General features: G+C 59.9%; 14 protein-coding genes. 6 read left to right on the plus strand and 8 right to left on the minus strand.

Going from position 1 to position 16,085, the window contains the following annotated elements:
- Nucleotides 1-20 precede the first annotated feature (20 nt).
- From P2W41_RS17205 to P2W41_RS17225, 5 genes are all read left to right on the plus strand, one after another.
- Nucleotides 21-1,127, plus strand: a complete 1,107-nt coding sequence (locus tag P2W41_RS17205; protein ID WP_404935012.1) for an acyl-CoA dehydrogenase family protein — start codon at nt 21-23, stop codon at nt 1,125-1,127.
- Between the two features lie 47 nt (nt 1,128-1,174).
- Complete coding sequence (locus tag P2W41_RS17210) at nt 1,175-2,383, plus strand: acetyl-CoA C-acetyltransferase (RefSeq protein ID WP_404933876.1); 1,209 nt, start codon at nt 1,175-1,177, stop codon at nt 2,381-2,383.
- 22 nt (nt 2,384-2,405) lie between these two features.
- Nucleotides 2,406-4,625 (plus strand): 3-hydroxyacyl-CoA dehydrogenase NAD-binding domain-containing protein, encoded by a 2,220-nt coding sequence (locus P2W41_RS17215; protein WP_404933877.1) that lies wholly within the window; start codon nt 2,406-2,408, stop codon nt 4,623-4,625.
- 153 nt (nt 4,626-4,778) lie between these two features.
- Nucleotides 4,779-5,324, plus strand: coding sequence for a thioesterase family protein (locus P2W41_RS17220; protein WP_404933878.1), 546 nt, complete (start codon nt 4,779-4,781; stop codon nt 5,322-5,324).
- Between the two features lie 61 nt (nt 5,325-5,385).
- Nucleotides 5,386-6,003 carry a 2-hydroxychromene-2-carboxylate isomerase gene (locus tag P2W41_RS17225; RefSeq protein ID WP_292898812.1) on the plus strand — a complete coding sequence of 206 codons (618 nt, stop codon included), beginning with the start codon at nt 5,386-5,388 and terminating at the stop codon, nt 6,001-6,003.
- Nucleotides 6,004-6,006: 3 nt separating this feature from the next.
- Here P2W41_RS17225 and P2W41_RS17230 read toward each other — a convergent pair whose 3' ends face one another.
- Entirely contained in the window at nt 6,007-6,507 is a 501-nt protein-coding gene (locus tag P2W41_RS17230; RefSeq protein WP_292898811.1) for an MmcB family DNA repair protein, read from the minus strand.
- A 38-nt stretch (nt 6,508-6,545) separates the two neighbouring features.
- On the minus strand, nt 6,546-6,935 hold the full coding sequence (gene cueR, locus P2W41_RS17235; protein ID WP_292898810.1) for a Cu(I)-responsive transcriptional regulator: 390 nt from the start codon (nt 6,933-6,935) through the stop codon (nt 6,546-6,548).
- 190 nt (nt 6,936-7,125) lie between these two features.
- Between cueR and P2W41_RS17240 the strand changes: the two genes are divergently transcribed.
- Nucleotides 7,126-7,749, plus strand: coding sequence for a L,D-transpeptidase (locus tag P2W41_RS17240; protein WP_292898809.1), 624 nt, complete (start codon nt 7,126-7,128; stop codon nt 7,747-7,749).
- A gap of 97 nt (nt 7,750-7,846) precedes the next feature.
- On the opposite strand, the gene P2W41_RS17245 is transcribed toward P2W41_RS17240, so the two are convergent.
- The 6 genes from P2W41_RS17245 to P2W41_RS17270 form a co-directional block, all read right to left on the minus strand.
- The gene (locus P2W41_RS17245) at nt 7,847-8,422 is read right to left on the minus strand and encodes a NifU family protein (protein WP_229450350.1); all 576 of its coding nucleotides are present in this window, start codon (nt 8,420-8,422) and stop codon (nt 7,847-7,849) included.
- Between the two features lie 92 nt (nt 8,423-8,514).
- On the minus strand, nt 8,515-9,006 hold the full coding sequence (locus P2W41_RS17250) for a universal stress protein (protein ID WP_007008142.1): 492 nt from the start codon (nt 9,004-9,006) through the stop codon (nt 8,515-8,517).
- A gap of 92 nt (nt 9,007-9,098) precedes the next feature.
- A complete protein-coding gene (gene trpS / locus P2W41_RS17255) occupies nt 9,099-10,166 on the minus strand; it encodes a tryptophan--tRNA ligase (RefSeq protein ID WP_404933879.1) in 1,068 nt (355 codons plus the stop codon).
- 72 nt (nt 10,167-10,238) lie between these two features.
- Nucleotides 10,239-11,432 (minus strand): acyltransferase family protein, encoded by a 1,194-nt coding sequence (locus tag P2W41_RS17260; protein WP_404933880.1) that lies wholly within the window; start codon nt 11,430-11,432, stop codon nt 10,239-10,241.
- Nucleotides 11,433-11,498: 66 nt separating this feature from the next.
- Nucleotides 11,499-13,061: a murein biosynthesis integral membrane protein MurJ gene (murJ, locus tag P2W41_RS17265; RefSeq protein ID WP_292898801.1), complete on the minus strand. Its 1,563-nt coding sequence runs from the start codon at nt 13,059-13,061 to the stop codon at nt 11,499-11,501.
- A 160-nt stretch (nt 13,062-13,221) separates the two neighbouring features.
- Nucleotides 13,222-16,020, minus strand: coding sequence for a [protein-PII] uridylyltransferase (locus P2W41_RS17270; protein ID WP_292898799.1), 2,799 nt, complete (start codon nt 16,018-16,020; stop codon nt 13,222-13,224).
- Nucleotides 16,021-16,085: the final 65 nt, after the last annotated feature.

The raw sequence follows: 16,085 nt of genomic DNA on the forward strand, positions 1-16,085 counted from the left end.
GGGCCGGCGAAGACGTCGCGATGCTCTATGACATGGCGAGCCGCTTCCTGACGGAAGAGATTGCGCCTCACTATGAAGCGTTCGAGAAAGCGGAGATTTTCGACCGCGCAAGCTGGGAGAAGGCCGGAGCGGCAGGCCTTCTCTGCGCCTCGATGCCGGAGGAGCACGGCGGTGCGGGCGGCACCTACGCCCATGAAAGTGCGATCATCGAAGCGATCAGCCATGTGGGCGTTGATGGTTTCGGCATCGCGCTCCACAATGCCATCGTCGCGCCCTACATCCTCCACTATGGCTCGGAAGAGCAAAAGCAGCGGTGGCTGCCGAAGCTCGCAAGCGGCGAGCTGATCGGCGCAATCGCCATGACCGAGCCCGGTGCCGGATCCGACCTCCAGGGTGTGAAAACGCGGGCGGAGAAGGACGGAAACCATTACCGTCTCAACGGGTCCAAGACCTTCATCACCAACGGGCAGTTAGCCAATCTCGTCATCGTGGTGGCCAAGACGGACCCGAGCCAGGGCGCGAAGGGCACATCCCTGATCGTGGTCGAAACCGACGAGGCCGAAGGGTTTGAGCGTGGTCGCAACCTCGACAAGATCGGCCTCAAGTCCAACGACACTTCGGAAATCTTCTTCAACGATGTGCGTGTGCCGACCGCCAACCTTCTCGGTCATGAGGAAGGTCAGGGCTTTGTGCAGCTTATGCAGCAGCTCCCGCAGGAGCGGCTTCTGATCGGCGCTCAGGCGATAGCCATGATCGAGCGCGCGCTGGCTGTCACCATCGACTATGTGAAGGAGCGCAAGGCCTTCGGCCAGAATGTGATCGACTTTCAGAACACCCAGTTCAAACTGGCGGAATTGAAAACCGAGGCAACGGTCGGCCGTGTTTTCTACAATGATTGCGTGGCACGCCACCTTGACGGGAATCTCGATACCGCCACCGCCTCCATGGTCAAATACTGGCTCACCGACCTGCAGTGCAAAGTGGTCGATGAATGCCTGCAGCTCCACGGCGGCTATGGCTACATGAACGAATATCCCATCGCGCGCATGTACCGCGACGCCCGCGTGCAGCGCATCTATGGCGGCACCAACGAGATCATGAAGCTGGTGATCGCCAGAACCCTTTGAACCAATCGCACGACCCCGCGTTGGGTCGGTAAAGCAGGGAGACCGATATGGCTGACGCTTATGTATATGATGCCGTGCGCACGCCGCGCGGACGCGGCAAGAAGGACGGTTCGCTGCACGAGGTGCCCGCCGTGCGCCTTGGCGCGAAAGTTCTCGAAGCCGTGCGCGACCGCAACGGGCTCGACACGGCCAAAGTAGACGACATCATTTTCGGCTGCGTCGATCCGGTCGGTGAGGCAGGCTCCGTGATCCCGCGCTCGGCCGCCTTCGAGGCGCGCTACGCAAACGCGGCTCCTGGCATGCAGATCTCGCGCTTCTGCGCTTCCGGCCTCGACGCCATCAATCTGGGTGCGGCCAAGATTGCCGGCGGCTCCGACGAGATCGTGATTGCCGGCGGCGTTGAAAGCATGTCGCGCGTCGGCATGGGCATGTCCGGCGGTGCATGGTTCATGGACCCTTCGGTCGGCATCCCCGCCTATTTCATGCCACAGGGCGTTTCCGCCGATCTGATCGCCACGAAATACGGCTTTTCACGCGACGACGTGGATGCCTATGCCGTGGAAAGCCAGAAGCGCGCCAAGAATGCCTGGGACAAGGGCTATTTCAAGAACTCCGTGATCCCGGTGGAAGACCAGAACGGGCTGACCATTCTCGACCATGACGAGCACATGCGCCCCGGCACCGACATGCAGGCGCTCGGCAAGCTCAACCCCTCCTTCGTGATGCCCGGCGAAATGGGTGGTTTCGATGCCGTGGCCGTGCAGCGTTACCCGGAGCTTGAGAGCATCAACCACGTACACCACGCTGGCAACTCTTCGGGCATCGTCGATGGCGCTGCCGCCGTGCTGCTCGGTTCGCGCAGGGCGGGCAGGACCATGGGGCTTGAGCCACGCGCGAAAATCCGCGCCTTCACCAATATCGGTTCAGAGCCGGCAATCATGCTGACCGGCCCGGTCGACGTCACGGAGAAGCTCCTGAAGAAAGCCAGGATGAAGCTTTCGGACATTGACCTGTTCGAGCTGAACGAGGCTTTCGCTTCCGTCGTGCTGCGCTACATGCAGGCCTTCGAAATCGACCATGACCGGATCAATGTGAATGGCGGCGCGATTGCCATGGGCCACCCGCTGGGTGCGACCGGCGCGATGATTTTCGGCACGGTTCTCGACGAGCTTGAGCGCCGCGACCTGAACACGGCGCTCGTGACGCTGTGCATCGGCGCGGGCATGGGCACCGCAACCATCATCGAACGCGTTTGAGCTGTCGGGGAGAGATCAGACCATGACCGACTACAAGAACTTTACCGTTGACGTGGACGCAGATGGCATCGCGCTCGTCACCTGGGACATGCCGGACCGCTCCATGAACGTTTTCACCGAAGACGTGATGAACGAGCTGGACGCGATCATCGATCACGTTGCCAGCAATGACGAGATCAAGGGCGCTGTCATCACCTCCGGCAAGGAAACATTCTCCGGTGGTGCTGACCTGACCATGCTGCAGAAGATGCTCGGCCAGTTCGAGAAGGAAAAGGCCAAGGACCGTAAGAAGGCGATCAAGCTTCTGTTCGACAATGCCGGCCGGATGGGCTGGCTCTGGCGCAAGCTTGAAACCTCCGGCAAGCCGTGGGTCTCGGCGATCAACGGCACCTGCATGGGCGGCGCATTCGAGCTGTCTCTTGCCTGCCATGGCCGTGTTGTAGCCGACAGTCCGGCGGTCAAGATGGCGCTTCCAGAAGTCAAGGTTGGCATCTTCCCCGGTGCCGGCGGCACCCAGCGCGTGCCGCGTCTGGCGAAGCCGCAGGAAGCCCTGCAGATGCTGACCACCGGCCAGACGCTTTCGCCGCAAAAGGCGAAGGCCATGGGACTGATCCACGAGATCGCGGCGCCGAAAAAGCTGGTCGAGACCGCGAAGAAGATGATCCTCGACGGTCTCAGCCCGGTTCAGCCCTGGGACGAGAAGGGCTTCAAACTGCCCGGCGGTCCGGTCTATTCGGCGGCGGGCGCAAACCTCTGGCCGCCGGCAATCGCCATCCTGCGCCGCGAGACCTACAACAATTACCCGGCGGCGGCTGCGATCCTGAAATGCGTGTATGAGGGCATGCTGGTGCCCTTCGACACGGCGCTTACCATCGAGCAGCGCTATTTCACCGAGATCATGCAGACGACCGAAGCGAAGATGATGATCCGCTCGCTCTTCGTCTCGCTGCAGGAGCTCAACAAGGGTGCTCGTCGCCCCGACGATGTACCAACCAAAAAGTTCAAGAAGATCGGCGTGCTCGGTGCCGGCTTCATGGGCGCGGGCATCGCCTTCGTGACGGCGAAGGCCGGCATTCCGGTCGTTCTGATCGACCGCGACACGGCATCCGCCGAGAAGGGCAAGGCGCATTCCGCCGACCTGATGGACAAGGCCATCAAAAAGGGCAGCGCTACCGCCGAGGACAAGGAAAAGCTCCTCTCGCTCATCACGCCGAGCGACGATTATGCCGAGCTTGAAGGCTGCGATCTGGTGATCGAGGCCGTGTTCGAGGATTCGGAGATCAAGAAGACGGCGACGGAGAAGGCCGAGGCCGTTCTCAAACCGTCTGCCGTTTTCGCCTCCAACACTTCGACCATTCCGATCTCGGGCCTTGCGAAGAACTCCAAACGCCCGAAAAACTTCATCGGCATCCACTTCTTCTCGCCCGTCGACAAGATGATGCTGGTCGAGATCATCATGGGCAAGAAGACCGGCGACAAGGCGCTTGCCATGGCGATGGACTATGTGCGCGCCATCAGGAAGACGCCCATCGTCGTCAACGACACGCGCGGCTTCTATGTCAATCGCTGCGTCCTGCGCTACATGCAGGAGGCCTTCTCCATGGTCATCGAAGGCGTTCCCGCCCCGATGGTGGAAAATGCGGCGAAGATGGCCGGCATGCCGGTTGGCCCGCTCGCCCTCACCGATGAGACGGCTGTCGATCTCGCCCAGAAGATCATGAAGCAGACGGTGCGCGATCTCGGCCCCAAGGCCGTCGACCCGCGCCACATGGAGCTGATCGACACGCTGGTCGACAAGCATGGGCGCCTGGGCCGCAAGAACGGCAAGGGCTTCTATGACTATCCGGCAAAGCCCGCCAAGAAGCATCTGTGGGCCGGCCTGAAGGATCTCTATCCGCAGAAGAACCCGGACAAGATCGATGTCGAGGAACTGCAGGAGCGCTTCCTTGCCACGATTGCGCTGGAAGCGGCCCGCATCATGGAGGAAGGCATTGTGGTCGATCCGCGCGAGGCGGATGTCGGCTCCATCCTCGCCTTCGGCTTCGCACCCTATACGGGCGGCGCGCTGTCCTACATCGATGGGATGGGTGCGGACGCCTTCGTCGCCATGACCAAGCGTCTGCAGAAGAAGTATGGCAAGCAGTTCAAGGCTCCGAAGCTTCTTCTCGACATGGCTGAGAGCGGTGAAACATTCTACCAGCGCTTTGCGCCTGAAAAGGCGACGGAAAAGAAGGCTGCCTGAGGCAGGTCGCTTGAAATGAAAAACCCCGTCCCGGGAGCGTTCCGCATCCGGGGCGGTGGATACGGCGGCAACTCAGATCGCTGTTTCCCAAAAACGCCTTAAGCGTTAGGAGAGGCAGCGACCGCAACGCCAACCCGATCAGGATAAGAAAACATGTATGTCTGGATGCGTCTTCTTCGCGTGGCCGCTACACGCAAGAGCCGGGGCGTCTATCGGCTGGGCGATGAGAGCAAGCTCTCCTTCCGCTGCCTGCCCACCGACATCGACATGAACACCCACCTCAACAACGCTCGCTACATGATGCTGGCGGATATGGGGCGGATCGACATTTTCCTGCGCAGCGGGCTGATCGGTGCCGCACGCCAGCGCGGCTGGGCCCCGTTGCTCGGTGGACTGCAGACCGCCTATGTGCGCGAGGTTCGCCTGTGGCAGCGTTTCGACGTTATATCGACCATCGAGACCTGGGAAGGAACGCAGATCATCGGCCAGCACCGTTTCGTGCTCAAGGACGGGCGTGTCGCCGCCATGATCCTCACCACCGGTGGTGTTTACGATTATCGTGGGAAACGCTTCGTCCCTGTTGAAGAAGTGATGAAGGCTCTTGGCGTGAACGCTGCGCCGCGGGCACCTAACGATGAAGAGCGCGCTTTCATGGCTTCACATCAAGGCATGCGTGCTCGCGCAAAAGTGTTGTCCTGAAGCCTATCGGTCCACCCTCGGCCTCGATAGTTTCGGCCCCTAGATCAAACCGGAGACATCGATGACAACCACCGTAGATTATTATTTCACATCCGCATCGCCCTTCACCTATCTGGGGCACCAGCCCCTGCGCGCGGTGCTCTCGAAACACGGTGTGGATGTGCGGGTGAAGCCGATCAACCTCATGGGTATCTGGGAGGTTTCCGGAGCGGTTCCACCGGCCAAGCGCCCTCCAGTGCGGCAGCGGTTGCGTCTGGTGGAACTCCAGCGCATCGCGGATTTCCGTGGCATGCCCATCAACAAGACGCCGAAGCACTGGCCGGTCGATCCGGCTCTTGCCGACCATGTGATCGCAGCACTCGTCGCTGAGGGGCGCGACCCCATGAGCTATATGGAGCGTGTCTTCGCCGCCGTGTGGGCGAATGAAGAAAACATTGCCGATCCCGATACACTTGCGAAATATCTCGAACTGGAAAAATTCGACGCCGCGTCCATTCTGGAGATGGCGCAGAGCGAAGAGATTTCTGCGATTCGCGCACAGAACACCAAAGATGCCGTGGAAGCCGACGCGGTCGGCGTGCCGACTTACGTGCTCAATGGTGAGGCGTTCTTTGGGCAGGACCGCGTGGAGTATCTCGACCACGCGCTGGCAACGGGCCGCGCTCCCATCAAAGCCTGAGTCTCAACCTGCTTCATCGTCTGCCAGCGGGACTTCAATCCCCGCGAGCTCGGCAGCGGTGACACGTGCCGCTCCCGCCCTCGCAAAGCGCAGCATCATCGCCTTGCGCGTCGCGGCGGCGAGCCGATGCTCATCCGGTTCACGCAGGATCTCTGCCCCATAACCGTCAGACAGGATGAAACCGCACTCTTGGGGGAAAATTTCTGCAGGTACTTCCGGGTGGGTTGCAAAAAAGAAGCGGTCGGAGTGCTGGCGGTATTCCGGCCATTTCCGATCCACCCGGAAATCCTCGACCGAGGACTTGATCTCGATAATCCAGATGTCGCCCTTCAGCGTCAGTGCCACGAGGTCGGCACGGCGGCCCGTGGCAAGCGTCAACTCCGGCAGAACCACGGCCCCCATGGTCATGAGCAGCCGCTGGACACCGCGGCGGATAACCATGGCCCGGTCAGACTGGCGCCCATCGGCCAGAGGATTAAGGGGAATCGGAGAGATGATAGGCATCTGGAGACTATGCCATTCCCGCACGTCTGATTGAAGCCTCAGCGCGCTCCGGCAATGTCGTTGAGGATCGGACAATCGGGGCGTTCATCGCCGCGACAGGCGAGGATCAACTTATTCAGGGTCGCGCGCATGGACTGGAGTTCGGCAATCTTCTCGTCGATTGCCGCCACGTGGGACACGGCGATATCGCGCACGTCCTGACTTGCCCGTTCCCTGTCGCGATAAAGCGCCATGAGTTGCCGGCACTCGTCGATTGAGAAGCCGAGCCCCCGGGCTCGTTTCAGGAAGGTGAGGAAATGCAGATCTTCGTCGCTGTAGGCGCGATAGCCATTGCCCGCACGCTGCGGCGCTATCAAGCCGATTTCCTCATAATAGCGAATCGTCTTAGCCGGCAATCCCGAACGGCGGGCGGCCTGTCCAACATTCATGATGCAGCTCCTGCGCTTTCATCGAAACTGGGGATTGTGTTGCCTGTTTGCAATAATCGGAGTCAATAACAGGCTTACGCAACGTCAATGCGGCGGAAGCCTTGGCAATTCATTAACCAAGAATTTAACAATGGTGCTCAAATTGCGATACGCTTCAGGCACAATTAAGGTATCCGGGTTGGGGGAACACATGAGATTCAAGGCCATCGCCGTCGCTGCGGCACTGGGATTCGCAACAGCACTCGCAGGCTGTACGACGGACGGACCTTTCAAGGTATTCACCTCCGACTACGGCACAGTGAAAGACGCTGGCTATCAATTGCCACGGATCCCGATCAACGAAGTTCCCCGCCAGTATCATCGTCAGATTGTTTCTTACGAAACCAAGGAAAAGCCCGGCACCATCATTGTCGACACCAATGCCAAGTTTCTCTACCTGGTGATGGATGGCGGCAAGGCGATGCGCTATGGCATCGGTGTTGGTCGTGAGGGTTTTGAATGGGCGGGCACAGCGCGCATTGCGATGAAACGCGAATGGCCGACCTGGACGCCGCCCTCTGCAATGATCGGCCGTCAGCCGGAACTTGCGAAATGGCGCCGCGGCATGCCGCCCGGCCTGTCCAATCCGCTCGGCGCACGCGCGCTCTATCTGTTCAACCGCGGTGGCGATACGGGCTATCGCCTGCACGGCACGCCGGAATGGCGCTCCATCGGCAAAGCAATGTCCTCGGGCTGCATCCGATTGATGAATCAGGACATAATCGACCTTTACAACCGTACCGAAGTTGGTGCTAAAGTAATCGTTAAGCGGTAGAAACCGTCTCAGCGACCAGGGTCTTTTGTTCCGACCCTGAAAAAAACCGGGCCTAAGAGCCCGGTTTTTTCTTGCCTAAATCCTGTTGCGGGAGCGATCAGAGCACCTGTTCGACTTCCCGTACTTCCGGCACGAAGTGATGGAGCAGGTTCTGGATGCCGTGCTTCAAAGTGGCGGTGGAGGACGGGCAGCCAGCGCAGGCGCCCTTCATATGCAGAAAGACCGTGCCCTTCTCATAGCCTCGGAACGTGATGTCACCACCATCCTGAGCGACTGCGGGACGCACACGGGTGTCGAGCAGTTCCTTGATGGTCGAAACGATCTGCTCGTCGGCCTCGTCATAAAACTCTCCGTCTTCCGAAACCGGAAGCCCGCCTAACCCTGCTTTCGCCATGACGGGCTGCCCCGACATGAAATGCTCCATGATGGTGCCGAGAATGGCCGGCTTCAAATGCTGCCAGTCTGGCCCATCCTCTTTGGTGACCGTAATGAAGTCATAACCGAAAAAGACACCGGACACGCCTGTGACCGAAAAAAGCCGCTCGGCCAGAGGCGATGTCTCCGCCGCGGACTCTGCCTCGCGGAAGTCGGCAGTGCCCTCTTCCAGAACCACTCGGCCAGGCAGGAATTTCAGCGTCGCGGGATTGGGGGTCGCTTCGGTCTGAATGAACATTGTGGTTTTCCGATCTGGCGTTTATTGGAATGATTCTAAAATAGGCGGAATCGTTCGACGGTTCAAGCGCACATATGGGGAGCACCGCGCGCTTATGCCAGGCTTTCGATTTCCTCGTCGCTCAGATTCTGCGGCACGACGGTGACGGGGATGGGAAAAGCGGCCGTCTTACCGGCAATGGACGAGACAAGCGGCCCCGGCCCTTCCTTGGAACTGCCCGCCGCCAAAACCAGAATGGCGATGTCCTGATCCTCTTCGATCAGCTTGTGAATCTCGTCAGCGGATTTTCCTTCGCGCACGACGAGCTCCGGCTCGATGCCGATGGTCTCGCGGACCTTGGTCGCGTGGGTATCGAGTGCCGCATTGGCGGTTGCCGTCGCTTCCTCACGCATGATCTGCTCAACCCCCAGCCAATGCTGAAAGTCCCCGGGTTCGATCACGAAAAGAAGCACCAGAACGCCGTTCGTCGACTGGGCACGCCGGGCCGCATAGGCAACCGCCCGCTCGCATTCGGGCGTGTCATCAATGATGGCAAGGAATTTGCGGCGGTGCCCCGCCTCGCGGATCAGTCGCTTGGAGACCATTCACACGTCCTGTTTCGCCGGCGAGTGCCCCGCCAATTCCGCGCAATCTGCCATTGCAGAGGGCTTTCGGCAAGACGGGGCGCTCATCGGGGTCACCCGTCGATGAGCCCGATGATTTCGCGCACCATCTTCATGGTCGCTTCCGCCTTCTCGCGTGCCCGTCCCGCACCCTCGCGCAGAACGCCATCGATATAGGCGGGATCGGCGATGATACGGCGCATCTCGCCTGCGATCGGGGATAGCTTCTCGACTGCAAGCTCCGCCAATGCCGGCTTGAACTCCGAGAACTGGCGTCCACCGAACTCTGCAAGAACATCCGCCTTGGTGACACCGGAAAGCGCGGCATAAATGCCAACGAGGTTCTGCGCCTCGGGGCGCTCTGCCAGGCCGCCCACTTCAGAGGGCAGTGGCTCGGGGTCGGTCTTCGCCTTCTTTATCTTTTTGGCGATGGCGTCGGCCTCGTCCGTCAGGTTGATGCGCGACAGGTCGGAGGGGTCCGATTTGGACATCTTCTTGGAACCGTCACGCAGGCTCATCACCCGCGTGATAGCGCCTTCGATCAGCGGTTCGGTGAGCGGGAAGAAGCCGTTCACCTTTTCCTCGCCCACCTCCATTTCGACGCCATAGCCCAGTTCGGCGATGCGCTGGGAAAAGTCGTTGTTGAACTTTTGCGCAATGTCACGCGTCAGCTCAAGGTGCTGTTTCTGGTCGTCACCCACCGGCACATGGGTGGCGCGGTAGACGAGAATGTCGGCCGCCATGAGGCTCGGATAGGCAAGCAGACCGAGCGATGCGTTTTCACGATCCTTGCCGGCCTTGTCCTTGAACTGCGTCATGCGGTTCATCCAGCCGATGCGCGCAACGCAGTTGAAAATCCATGCGAGCTCGGCGTGCTGCAGCACCTGGCTCTGGTTGAAGACGATGTTCTTCTTCGGATCGATGCCGCTCGCGAGGAAAGCGGCGGTGATCGAACGCGTCTGGTCGGCCAGATCGTCGTGCGCCATGGTCGCGGTCAGTGAATGCAGATCGACGACGCAATAGATGCACTCATGGCTGTCCTGCAGAGCGACGAATTTCTGCAGCGCGCCCAGATAATTGCCGAGGTGAAGATTGCCCGTCGGCTGAACGCCGGAGAAGACGAGCTCCCTGAATTCGCTCATGGATCTTTCCTGAATGCCCTGTGGAGCGCGAAGGCCGCGCGCCATGGCTTATGAACGACGAGAAACCGGCAATCAAGCCCCACGCATCGATTGCGTTTCCGCGCCACCCGCCGGCAGCGGTTTTCCACGTGGCGGAAGCCCCACCAGAAGGCCTATGCGCCCAGGCAGAAACTCAACCGCCATGGCGAACAGAAAAGAGCCGGCGAACGTCGCCATCAGCACCAGCGCATACTCCGTCCAGACCCCAAGCCCGAGCGGCAACACGTAATAAAGGGCCGCCACAACCACGGTCTGGTGGACGATGTAAAGCGGAAACACCTTGCGATTAAGCCATGAGACGATTGCACTCGGTGCATCCAGATGATTCGCGGCGAACCCGCACAGCGCCAGGATCATCGTCCATGCAAGCGCCATCAGCAGTGCCTTGTATAGTGGTGTCATGGTTTCATAATCGCCGATGGAAAACCCGCCAGCTCCTGTCCATGAAAAAAGGTAGATCGCCAGCGTCAGCACTGCTGCCAACCCGGCACTTTGCCAGCGCAAACCCACCACGGTCCCGATCAATGCCTGGTGGTATCGGGCAAACAGAAAGCCAAGCCCGAACCAGCTCGCCCACACCGCAAACCATGCGCCGTCATTATAAAGCGCATTGGTCTGGCGCGGGAAAATGGGCGACAGCGCGAGATTGAACACGAGCGGAAGGAGAAAAAGCAAATAGACCCGGGGTGAGGCGGCTATCCGTTGAAACCAGTCGGTCACAGGCTTCATGAAAGGCTGGTCGATCAAGCGGAAGACCGGATAGCAGACAAAGGTCATCACCAGCAGATAGGCAACAAACCACATATGCGCCCAGGTGAAATTCCCGTCCGGATACTTGCCTTCGGTGAAATAGCGCGTGAGCCAGAAGGTGAGGAACGACCCCTCATAGCCATTCTCATACATGCGCTCGTACCAGACCTGCGGCACGATGATGACGCACATGGCGAAGATCAGCGGAGGGAAAAGCCGCTTGAAGCGGCCTTTCAGGAAGCTGAGATCGCTACACCGCCGGTAGACGAACCACGTCCCCATACCTGACACGAAAAAAAGCAGGGCGAGCCGCCACGCGCGCGGGAATTTCATGATAAGCGATAGCGTGGCACTGCCTTCCGGCGCTTCGATCAGCCACTTCATGTCGGGAAAGAACGCCACTGATGCATGGTAGGCAATCAGCAGCATGAACGCGGAGACACGCAGGAAATCGATGTAATAGAGCCGTTGCTGCATGCCTCTTCCCCGAAATAGCGAAGGGCACGCTATCAGCCCTGCCTTCGCATTCGGTTAATGGGAGACTTATCTGCCGCGTCTGCGCCGAACACGCGCCAGTTCCGCCCGGTCGATGCCACCGGTCGCAAGCGCCACGCCAAAATAGGCAATGGCCGCCAGAAGGACGATGGCAATAACCGTGAGAATACGGACGATCAGAAGATCGTGTCCCACGAACTCCGGCAGAGCAGCAAGCAGCGCCCACACGACCGCTCCCATGACTGCGCTCGCAAGCAACATAAAGGTGATGCGACGAAGGGTGAGCGACGACGGACGAAAGTCACCGCGCCGCCAGAGGGTAATGGCCAGCAGCAGCACGTTCACCCAGGCAGAGAGCGCCGTCGCCCCGGCAATGGCCACATGACCATACAGAGGGAAAAACAGGAGGCTCGCCGCAATGTTCACCACCACCGTGATCAGCGAGAACCACATGGGTGTTTTCATGTCCTCGCGGGCAAAAAAGGCTGGCTGAAACACCTTGGTCAGCACATAGGCCGGAAGACCGCTCGCGAAGGCCGCGAGAGCCGCCGCCGTCATCGCCGTATCGAGAGCGGTAAACTGGCCACGTTCATAGAGTATGGCAACGATCGGAGCCGGCATCACCATGAGCCCTACGGCGGCTGGCAGTGTGAGCCCCAGCGCGAATTCCATGGATCGGTTTTGCAGATGTTGCGCGTCGGCATGATCCCCCGCCTTCAGCGCACGGGAGAGCTCCGGCAGGAGCACCACGCCAACTGCAATGCCGATGACGCCGAGTGGCAACTGGTTGATGCGGTCGGCAAAGTTCAGAAGACCAATGGCATTGTCCTGCGTGGAGGCAATGATCTGCCCGACCAGAAGGTTGATCTGCATGATGCCGCCGGTGAGCAGCGCAGGCGCCATCAGCACAAGCAGGCGCTTGACGCCCGGTGTGAGACGCGGCGGGCGCAACCGCATGGAATAGCCCGCGTGACGCGCGCCCTGAATGAGAAAGAAAAGCTGCGCCAGACCCGAAGCAAACACACCCCAGGCAAGCCAGATCCCCGTCTGGCGTGGGTCGAATTCCCATAGCAGCGCGACAAGCAGAACCCCGATCAGAATGACATTGAGAAGCGTTGGCACCAATGCTGCCAGAAAATAATGGCGCATCGCATTCAGAATGCCGGAGAACATGGCGACCAGTGACATGCAGAACAGATAGGGGAACATGATACGCGTCATGATCACCGTCAGATCGAACTTCTCCGGCGTGTCGGCGAAACCCGGCGCGATGATGGTGGAGACAAGGAATGGCATGGCGAGCATGGCCGCGGCCGACAGCGCCAAGAGCACCGTGATCAGAACGGCGAGCACATTTTCACCAAAGCGCCGCGCCGCCTCGATGCCGCCGCCCTCCATTTCCTTGGCAAACAGCGGAATGAAGGCGGTGTTGAACGCACCTTCAGCGAAGAGCCTCCGGAAGAGATTGGGAAAGCGGAACGCGGCATAGAACGCATCGGTCACGGGGCCGACACCGATCGCGGCGGCGATAAGAGCCTCACGCGCAAAGCCGAGTATGCGGCTTGCCATGGTGGCGCTGCCGACACTGGCGAATTTTCCAATGAGACTCATGGCTAGGAAGACCTGAAAACGGGAGCGGGATGGGGGCTGCAATCCATAGAATTGCAATGCTGAGATGCTCTGGCATGGATCCCCGGGTCAAGCCCGGGGATCCATGCCGGAACGCTGCTCCCGCCGCCGCCCTGCAAGACTCCCTCCCCCGCTGTTCCGCTCATTCGGCAGCCGCCCGTGACTTGCCTCTCGCCGATCGCTCCACGCCGCTTTCCAGCGTTTTTAGAAGAGCCTTGCGAATGGCGTCCAGCCGATCGGTGCTGACGATCTTCTGGCCGGTGAGATCGGTCACGTAGAATGTGTCGATCACCTTCTCACCGAAAGTGGTGATGTGTGCGGAAGCTATATCCAGCGAGAGATCAGACAGCGTTTCGGTCACCTCCGAGAGAAGACCCGGCCGATCCAGCCCCTTGACCTCGATGACAGAGAAGCGGTTCGACAGCGTGTTGCCAATCTCTACACGCGGTTCGACACGAAAAGCACGGGTGCCGCGGCGCGGCTTTGCGCGCTTTTCAATCATGTCTGGCAGATAGGATTTGCCCGAGAGTACATCCTCGATGAGCTTGCGTACACTTTCGGCGCGGCGGCGCTCATCCGCATCGAAATCGAATTCACGGTTGATCAGGATCGTATCGAGCGCGCGGCCATGGGTGGTGGTGAAAATCTGCGCATCGACGATGTTTGCTCCCGCCGCCGAGCAGGCACCCGCAATGATGGACAGGAGGCGGGGGTGGTCTGGAGCAAATACGGTAATCTCCGTCACCGCCTCGAATGTGTGTGGCTTCACCATCGTGGCCAGCGGGCGCTCCTCCCGGTCTGCCTCCCGGATGAAATCCGCATGGCGGATCTGATCATCCAGATCGACGGCCAAAAGATAGGCCGAATAATGCAATTCGAGATAGTCCTCGATGTCTTTTTTCGGCCAGCCGTGCTCCTCTAGCGCGCTTGCCAGCCTCTGGCGCGCCTCATCCGCACGGGTCGAGCGCGGTGCCTCCGAGAAGCCACCGGTCAGAAGCACTTCGGTCTCATAATAGAGCGTGCGCAGGAGCTGCCCCTTCCAGCCATTCCATACGCCCGGCCCTACCCCACGAATGTCGCAGACGGTCAGCACCAGAAGCAGCTTCAGCCGTTCCACGGACTGCACCATGTCGGCGAAGTCCTGGATGGTCTTGCGGTCGTTCAGATCGCGCGTCTGGGCAACCATGGACATGTCGAGATGATGCTCGACCAGCCAGGCGATCATCTCCGTTTCCTTGGGATCGAACCCCATATGCGGACACAGCCTGCGGGCGATACGCGCGCCCGCCGTCTCGTGGTCTTCGGGTCGCCCCTTGGCGATGTCATGCAGAAGCACCGTGGTGTAGAGCACTTCGCGCCACGGTTTCAGCGAGGGCATCAGGGAATGGGAAAGCGGATGCAGCTTCTCCCCGTCGCCATGCTCGATCTCGGACAGGACGCCAATGCAGCGGATGAGATGCTCGTCGACCGTATAGTGGTGGTACATGTTGAACTGCATCATCGCCACGATCTTGTTGAAATCGGGGATGAGCTTGCCCAGAACGCCTGCCTCGTTCATGCGGCGCATATTGAGCGCGGGATCGCGGTCGGATGTCAGCACATCCATGAAGAGGCGATTGGCCTCCTTGTCGCGACGCAGATTGCGATCGATCAGCTTGAGCGAACGGGTAAGCAGCTTCAGCGCTTCGGGGTGATATTCGAGCCCGTGCCGGTCTGCAAACCAGAACAACCGCAACAGGTTCACCGGGTCGCGCTCGAACACACCTTCGTCGGCCACGTTGATGCGGTGATTGTCGACGATGAAATCGCTGGTGCCGGCAAGTTTTCTGCGGCGGCGCGAGAAATTCATGAAAAAGCGGTTGAAGCCGGGCACATGCTTGCCCTGCTCCTCCTCAAGAGCCGCACAGAAGATGCGGGTCAGGTCGCCCACGCCCTTGGCGGTCAGAAAGTAGTGCTTCATGAAACGCTCGACCGCCGACAGGCCGGGATGGCTCGTATAGCCAAGCCGCTCGGCAATATCGCGCTGAATATCGAAATGCAGCCGCTCTTCAGCCTTTCCGGTAAGAAAGTGCATGTGGCAGCGCACTGCCCAGAGAAAATCTTCCGCCTTGCGAAACTGGAGATATTCCTTGCGGGTGAAAACGCCCTGACCCACCAGGTCTTCCGCGCGGCGCACACGGTAAAAATATTTGCCGATCCAGAACAGCGTGTGCAAGTCGCGCAGGCCGCCCTTCCCGTCCTTCACATTGGGCTCGACCAGATAGCGGCTCTCGCCCGCCTTGGCATGGCGCAGATCGCGCTCGGCCAGCTTGGCCTGGCTGTATTCGGCGCCCGTATCCTTGACCACTTCCTCGTCGAAGCGCTCGACCATTTCCTCGTAGAGAGGCTTCTCACCGCAAATGAAGCGCGCTTCCAGAACCGCAGTGCGGATCGTCATGTCGGTGCGCGCCTGGCGGATGCACTCATCGATGTTGCGGGTGGCATGACCGACCTTCAGCCCCATGTCCCACAGCATATAGAGCACATATTCAACGATCTGCTCGCCCCACGGGGTTTGCTTGTAAGGAAGCAGAAACAGGAGATCGATATCGGAGCCTGGCGCCAGCGTGCCACGCCCATAGCCACCGACCGCGACGATCGCCAACCGCTCTGCCGATGAAGGGTTTTGTGTCGGATAGACATGCGTTGCCGCAAAAAGCTGCACCTCGGTGATGATCACATCCATGAGATGCGAGAGACGCGCCGCGCAGGCCGTGCCCCCCCCATCATTCATCAGCATGGTTTCAGCGACTTTGCGGCCTTCAGCTATGCGCGCCTTCAGTGCCTTCATAACCTTCGAGCGCTGCTCTGGACCGCTCGACTGTTCGGCAAAGGCTGATAGCTCGGCACGCAACGCCGCGCCATCGATGATCTGATCGAGCTTGAGTGGGACCTTGGCCATGAGTTTCCCGAGTTGGCGGCGCTGTATAGCGTGTTTTCGCGCGCTGCGAAATGGCTGTCAAAAAC

Source organism: Nitratireductor sp. L15S-10 (assembly GCF_045011005.1).
Taxonomy (GTDB): Bacteria; Pseudomonadota; Alphaproteobacteria; order Rhizobiales; family Rhizobiaceae; genus Nitratireductor.

Bases quoted from the DNA above. Each gene is read 5' to 3' on its own strand.
- P2W41_RS17210 (WP_404933876.1), top strand. From the start codon at position 1,175: ATGGCTGACGCTTATGTATATGATGCCGTGCGCACGCCGCGCGGACGC.
- P2W41_RS17270 (WP_292898799.1), bottom strand. From the start codon at position 16,020: ATGGCCAAGGTCCCACTCAAGCTCGATCAGATCATCGATGGCGCGGCG.
- P2W41_RS17225 (WP_292898812.1), top strand. From the start codon at position 5,386: ATGACAACCACCGTAGATTATTATTTCACATCCGCATCGCCCTTCACC.
- cueR (WP_292898810.1), bottom strand. From the start codon at position 6,935: ATGAATGTTGGACAGGCCGCCCGCCGTTCGGGATTGCCGGCTAAGACG.
- P2W41_RS17230 (WP_292898811.1), bottom strand. From the start codon at position 6,507: ATGCCTATCATCTCTCCGATTCCCCTTAATCCTCTGGCCGATGGGCGC.
- P2W41_RS17250 (WP_007008142.1), bottom strand. From the start codon at position 9,006: ATGGTCTCCAAGCGACTGATCCGCGAGGCGGGGCACCGCCGCAAATTC.
- P2W41_RS17205 (WP_404935012.1), top strand. From the start codon at position 21: ATGCTCTATGACATGGCGAGCCGCTTCCTGACGGAAGAGATTGCGCCT.
- P2W41_RS17215 (WP_404933877.1), top strand. From the start codon at position 2,406: ATGACCGACTACAAGAACTTTACCGTTGACGTGGACGCAGATGGCATC.
- P2W41_RS17245 (WP_229450350.1), bottom strand. From the start codon at position 8,422: ATGTTCATTCAGACCGAAGCGACCCCCAATCCCGCGACGCTGAAATTC.
- P2W41_RS17240 (WP_292898809.1), top strand. From the start codon at position 7,126: ATGAGATTCAAGGCCATCGCCGTCGCTGCGGCACTGGGATTCGCAACA.
- P2W41_RS17260 (WP_404933880.1), bottom strand. From the start codon at position 11,432: ATGCAGCAACGGCTCTATTACATCGATTTCCTGCGTGTCTCCGCGTTC.
- murJ (WP_292898801.1), bottom strand. From the start codon at position 13,061: ATGAGTCTCATTGGAAAATTCGCCAGTGTCGGCAGCGCCACCATGGCA.
- P2W41_RS17220 (WP_404933878.1), top strand. From the start codon at position 4,779: ATGTATGTCTGGATGCGTCTTCTTCGCGTGGCCGCTACACGCAAGAGC.
- trpS (WP_404933879.1), bottom strand. From the start codon at position 10,166: ATGAGCGAATTCAGGGAGCTCGTCTTCTCCGGCGTTCAGCCGACGGGC.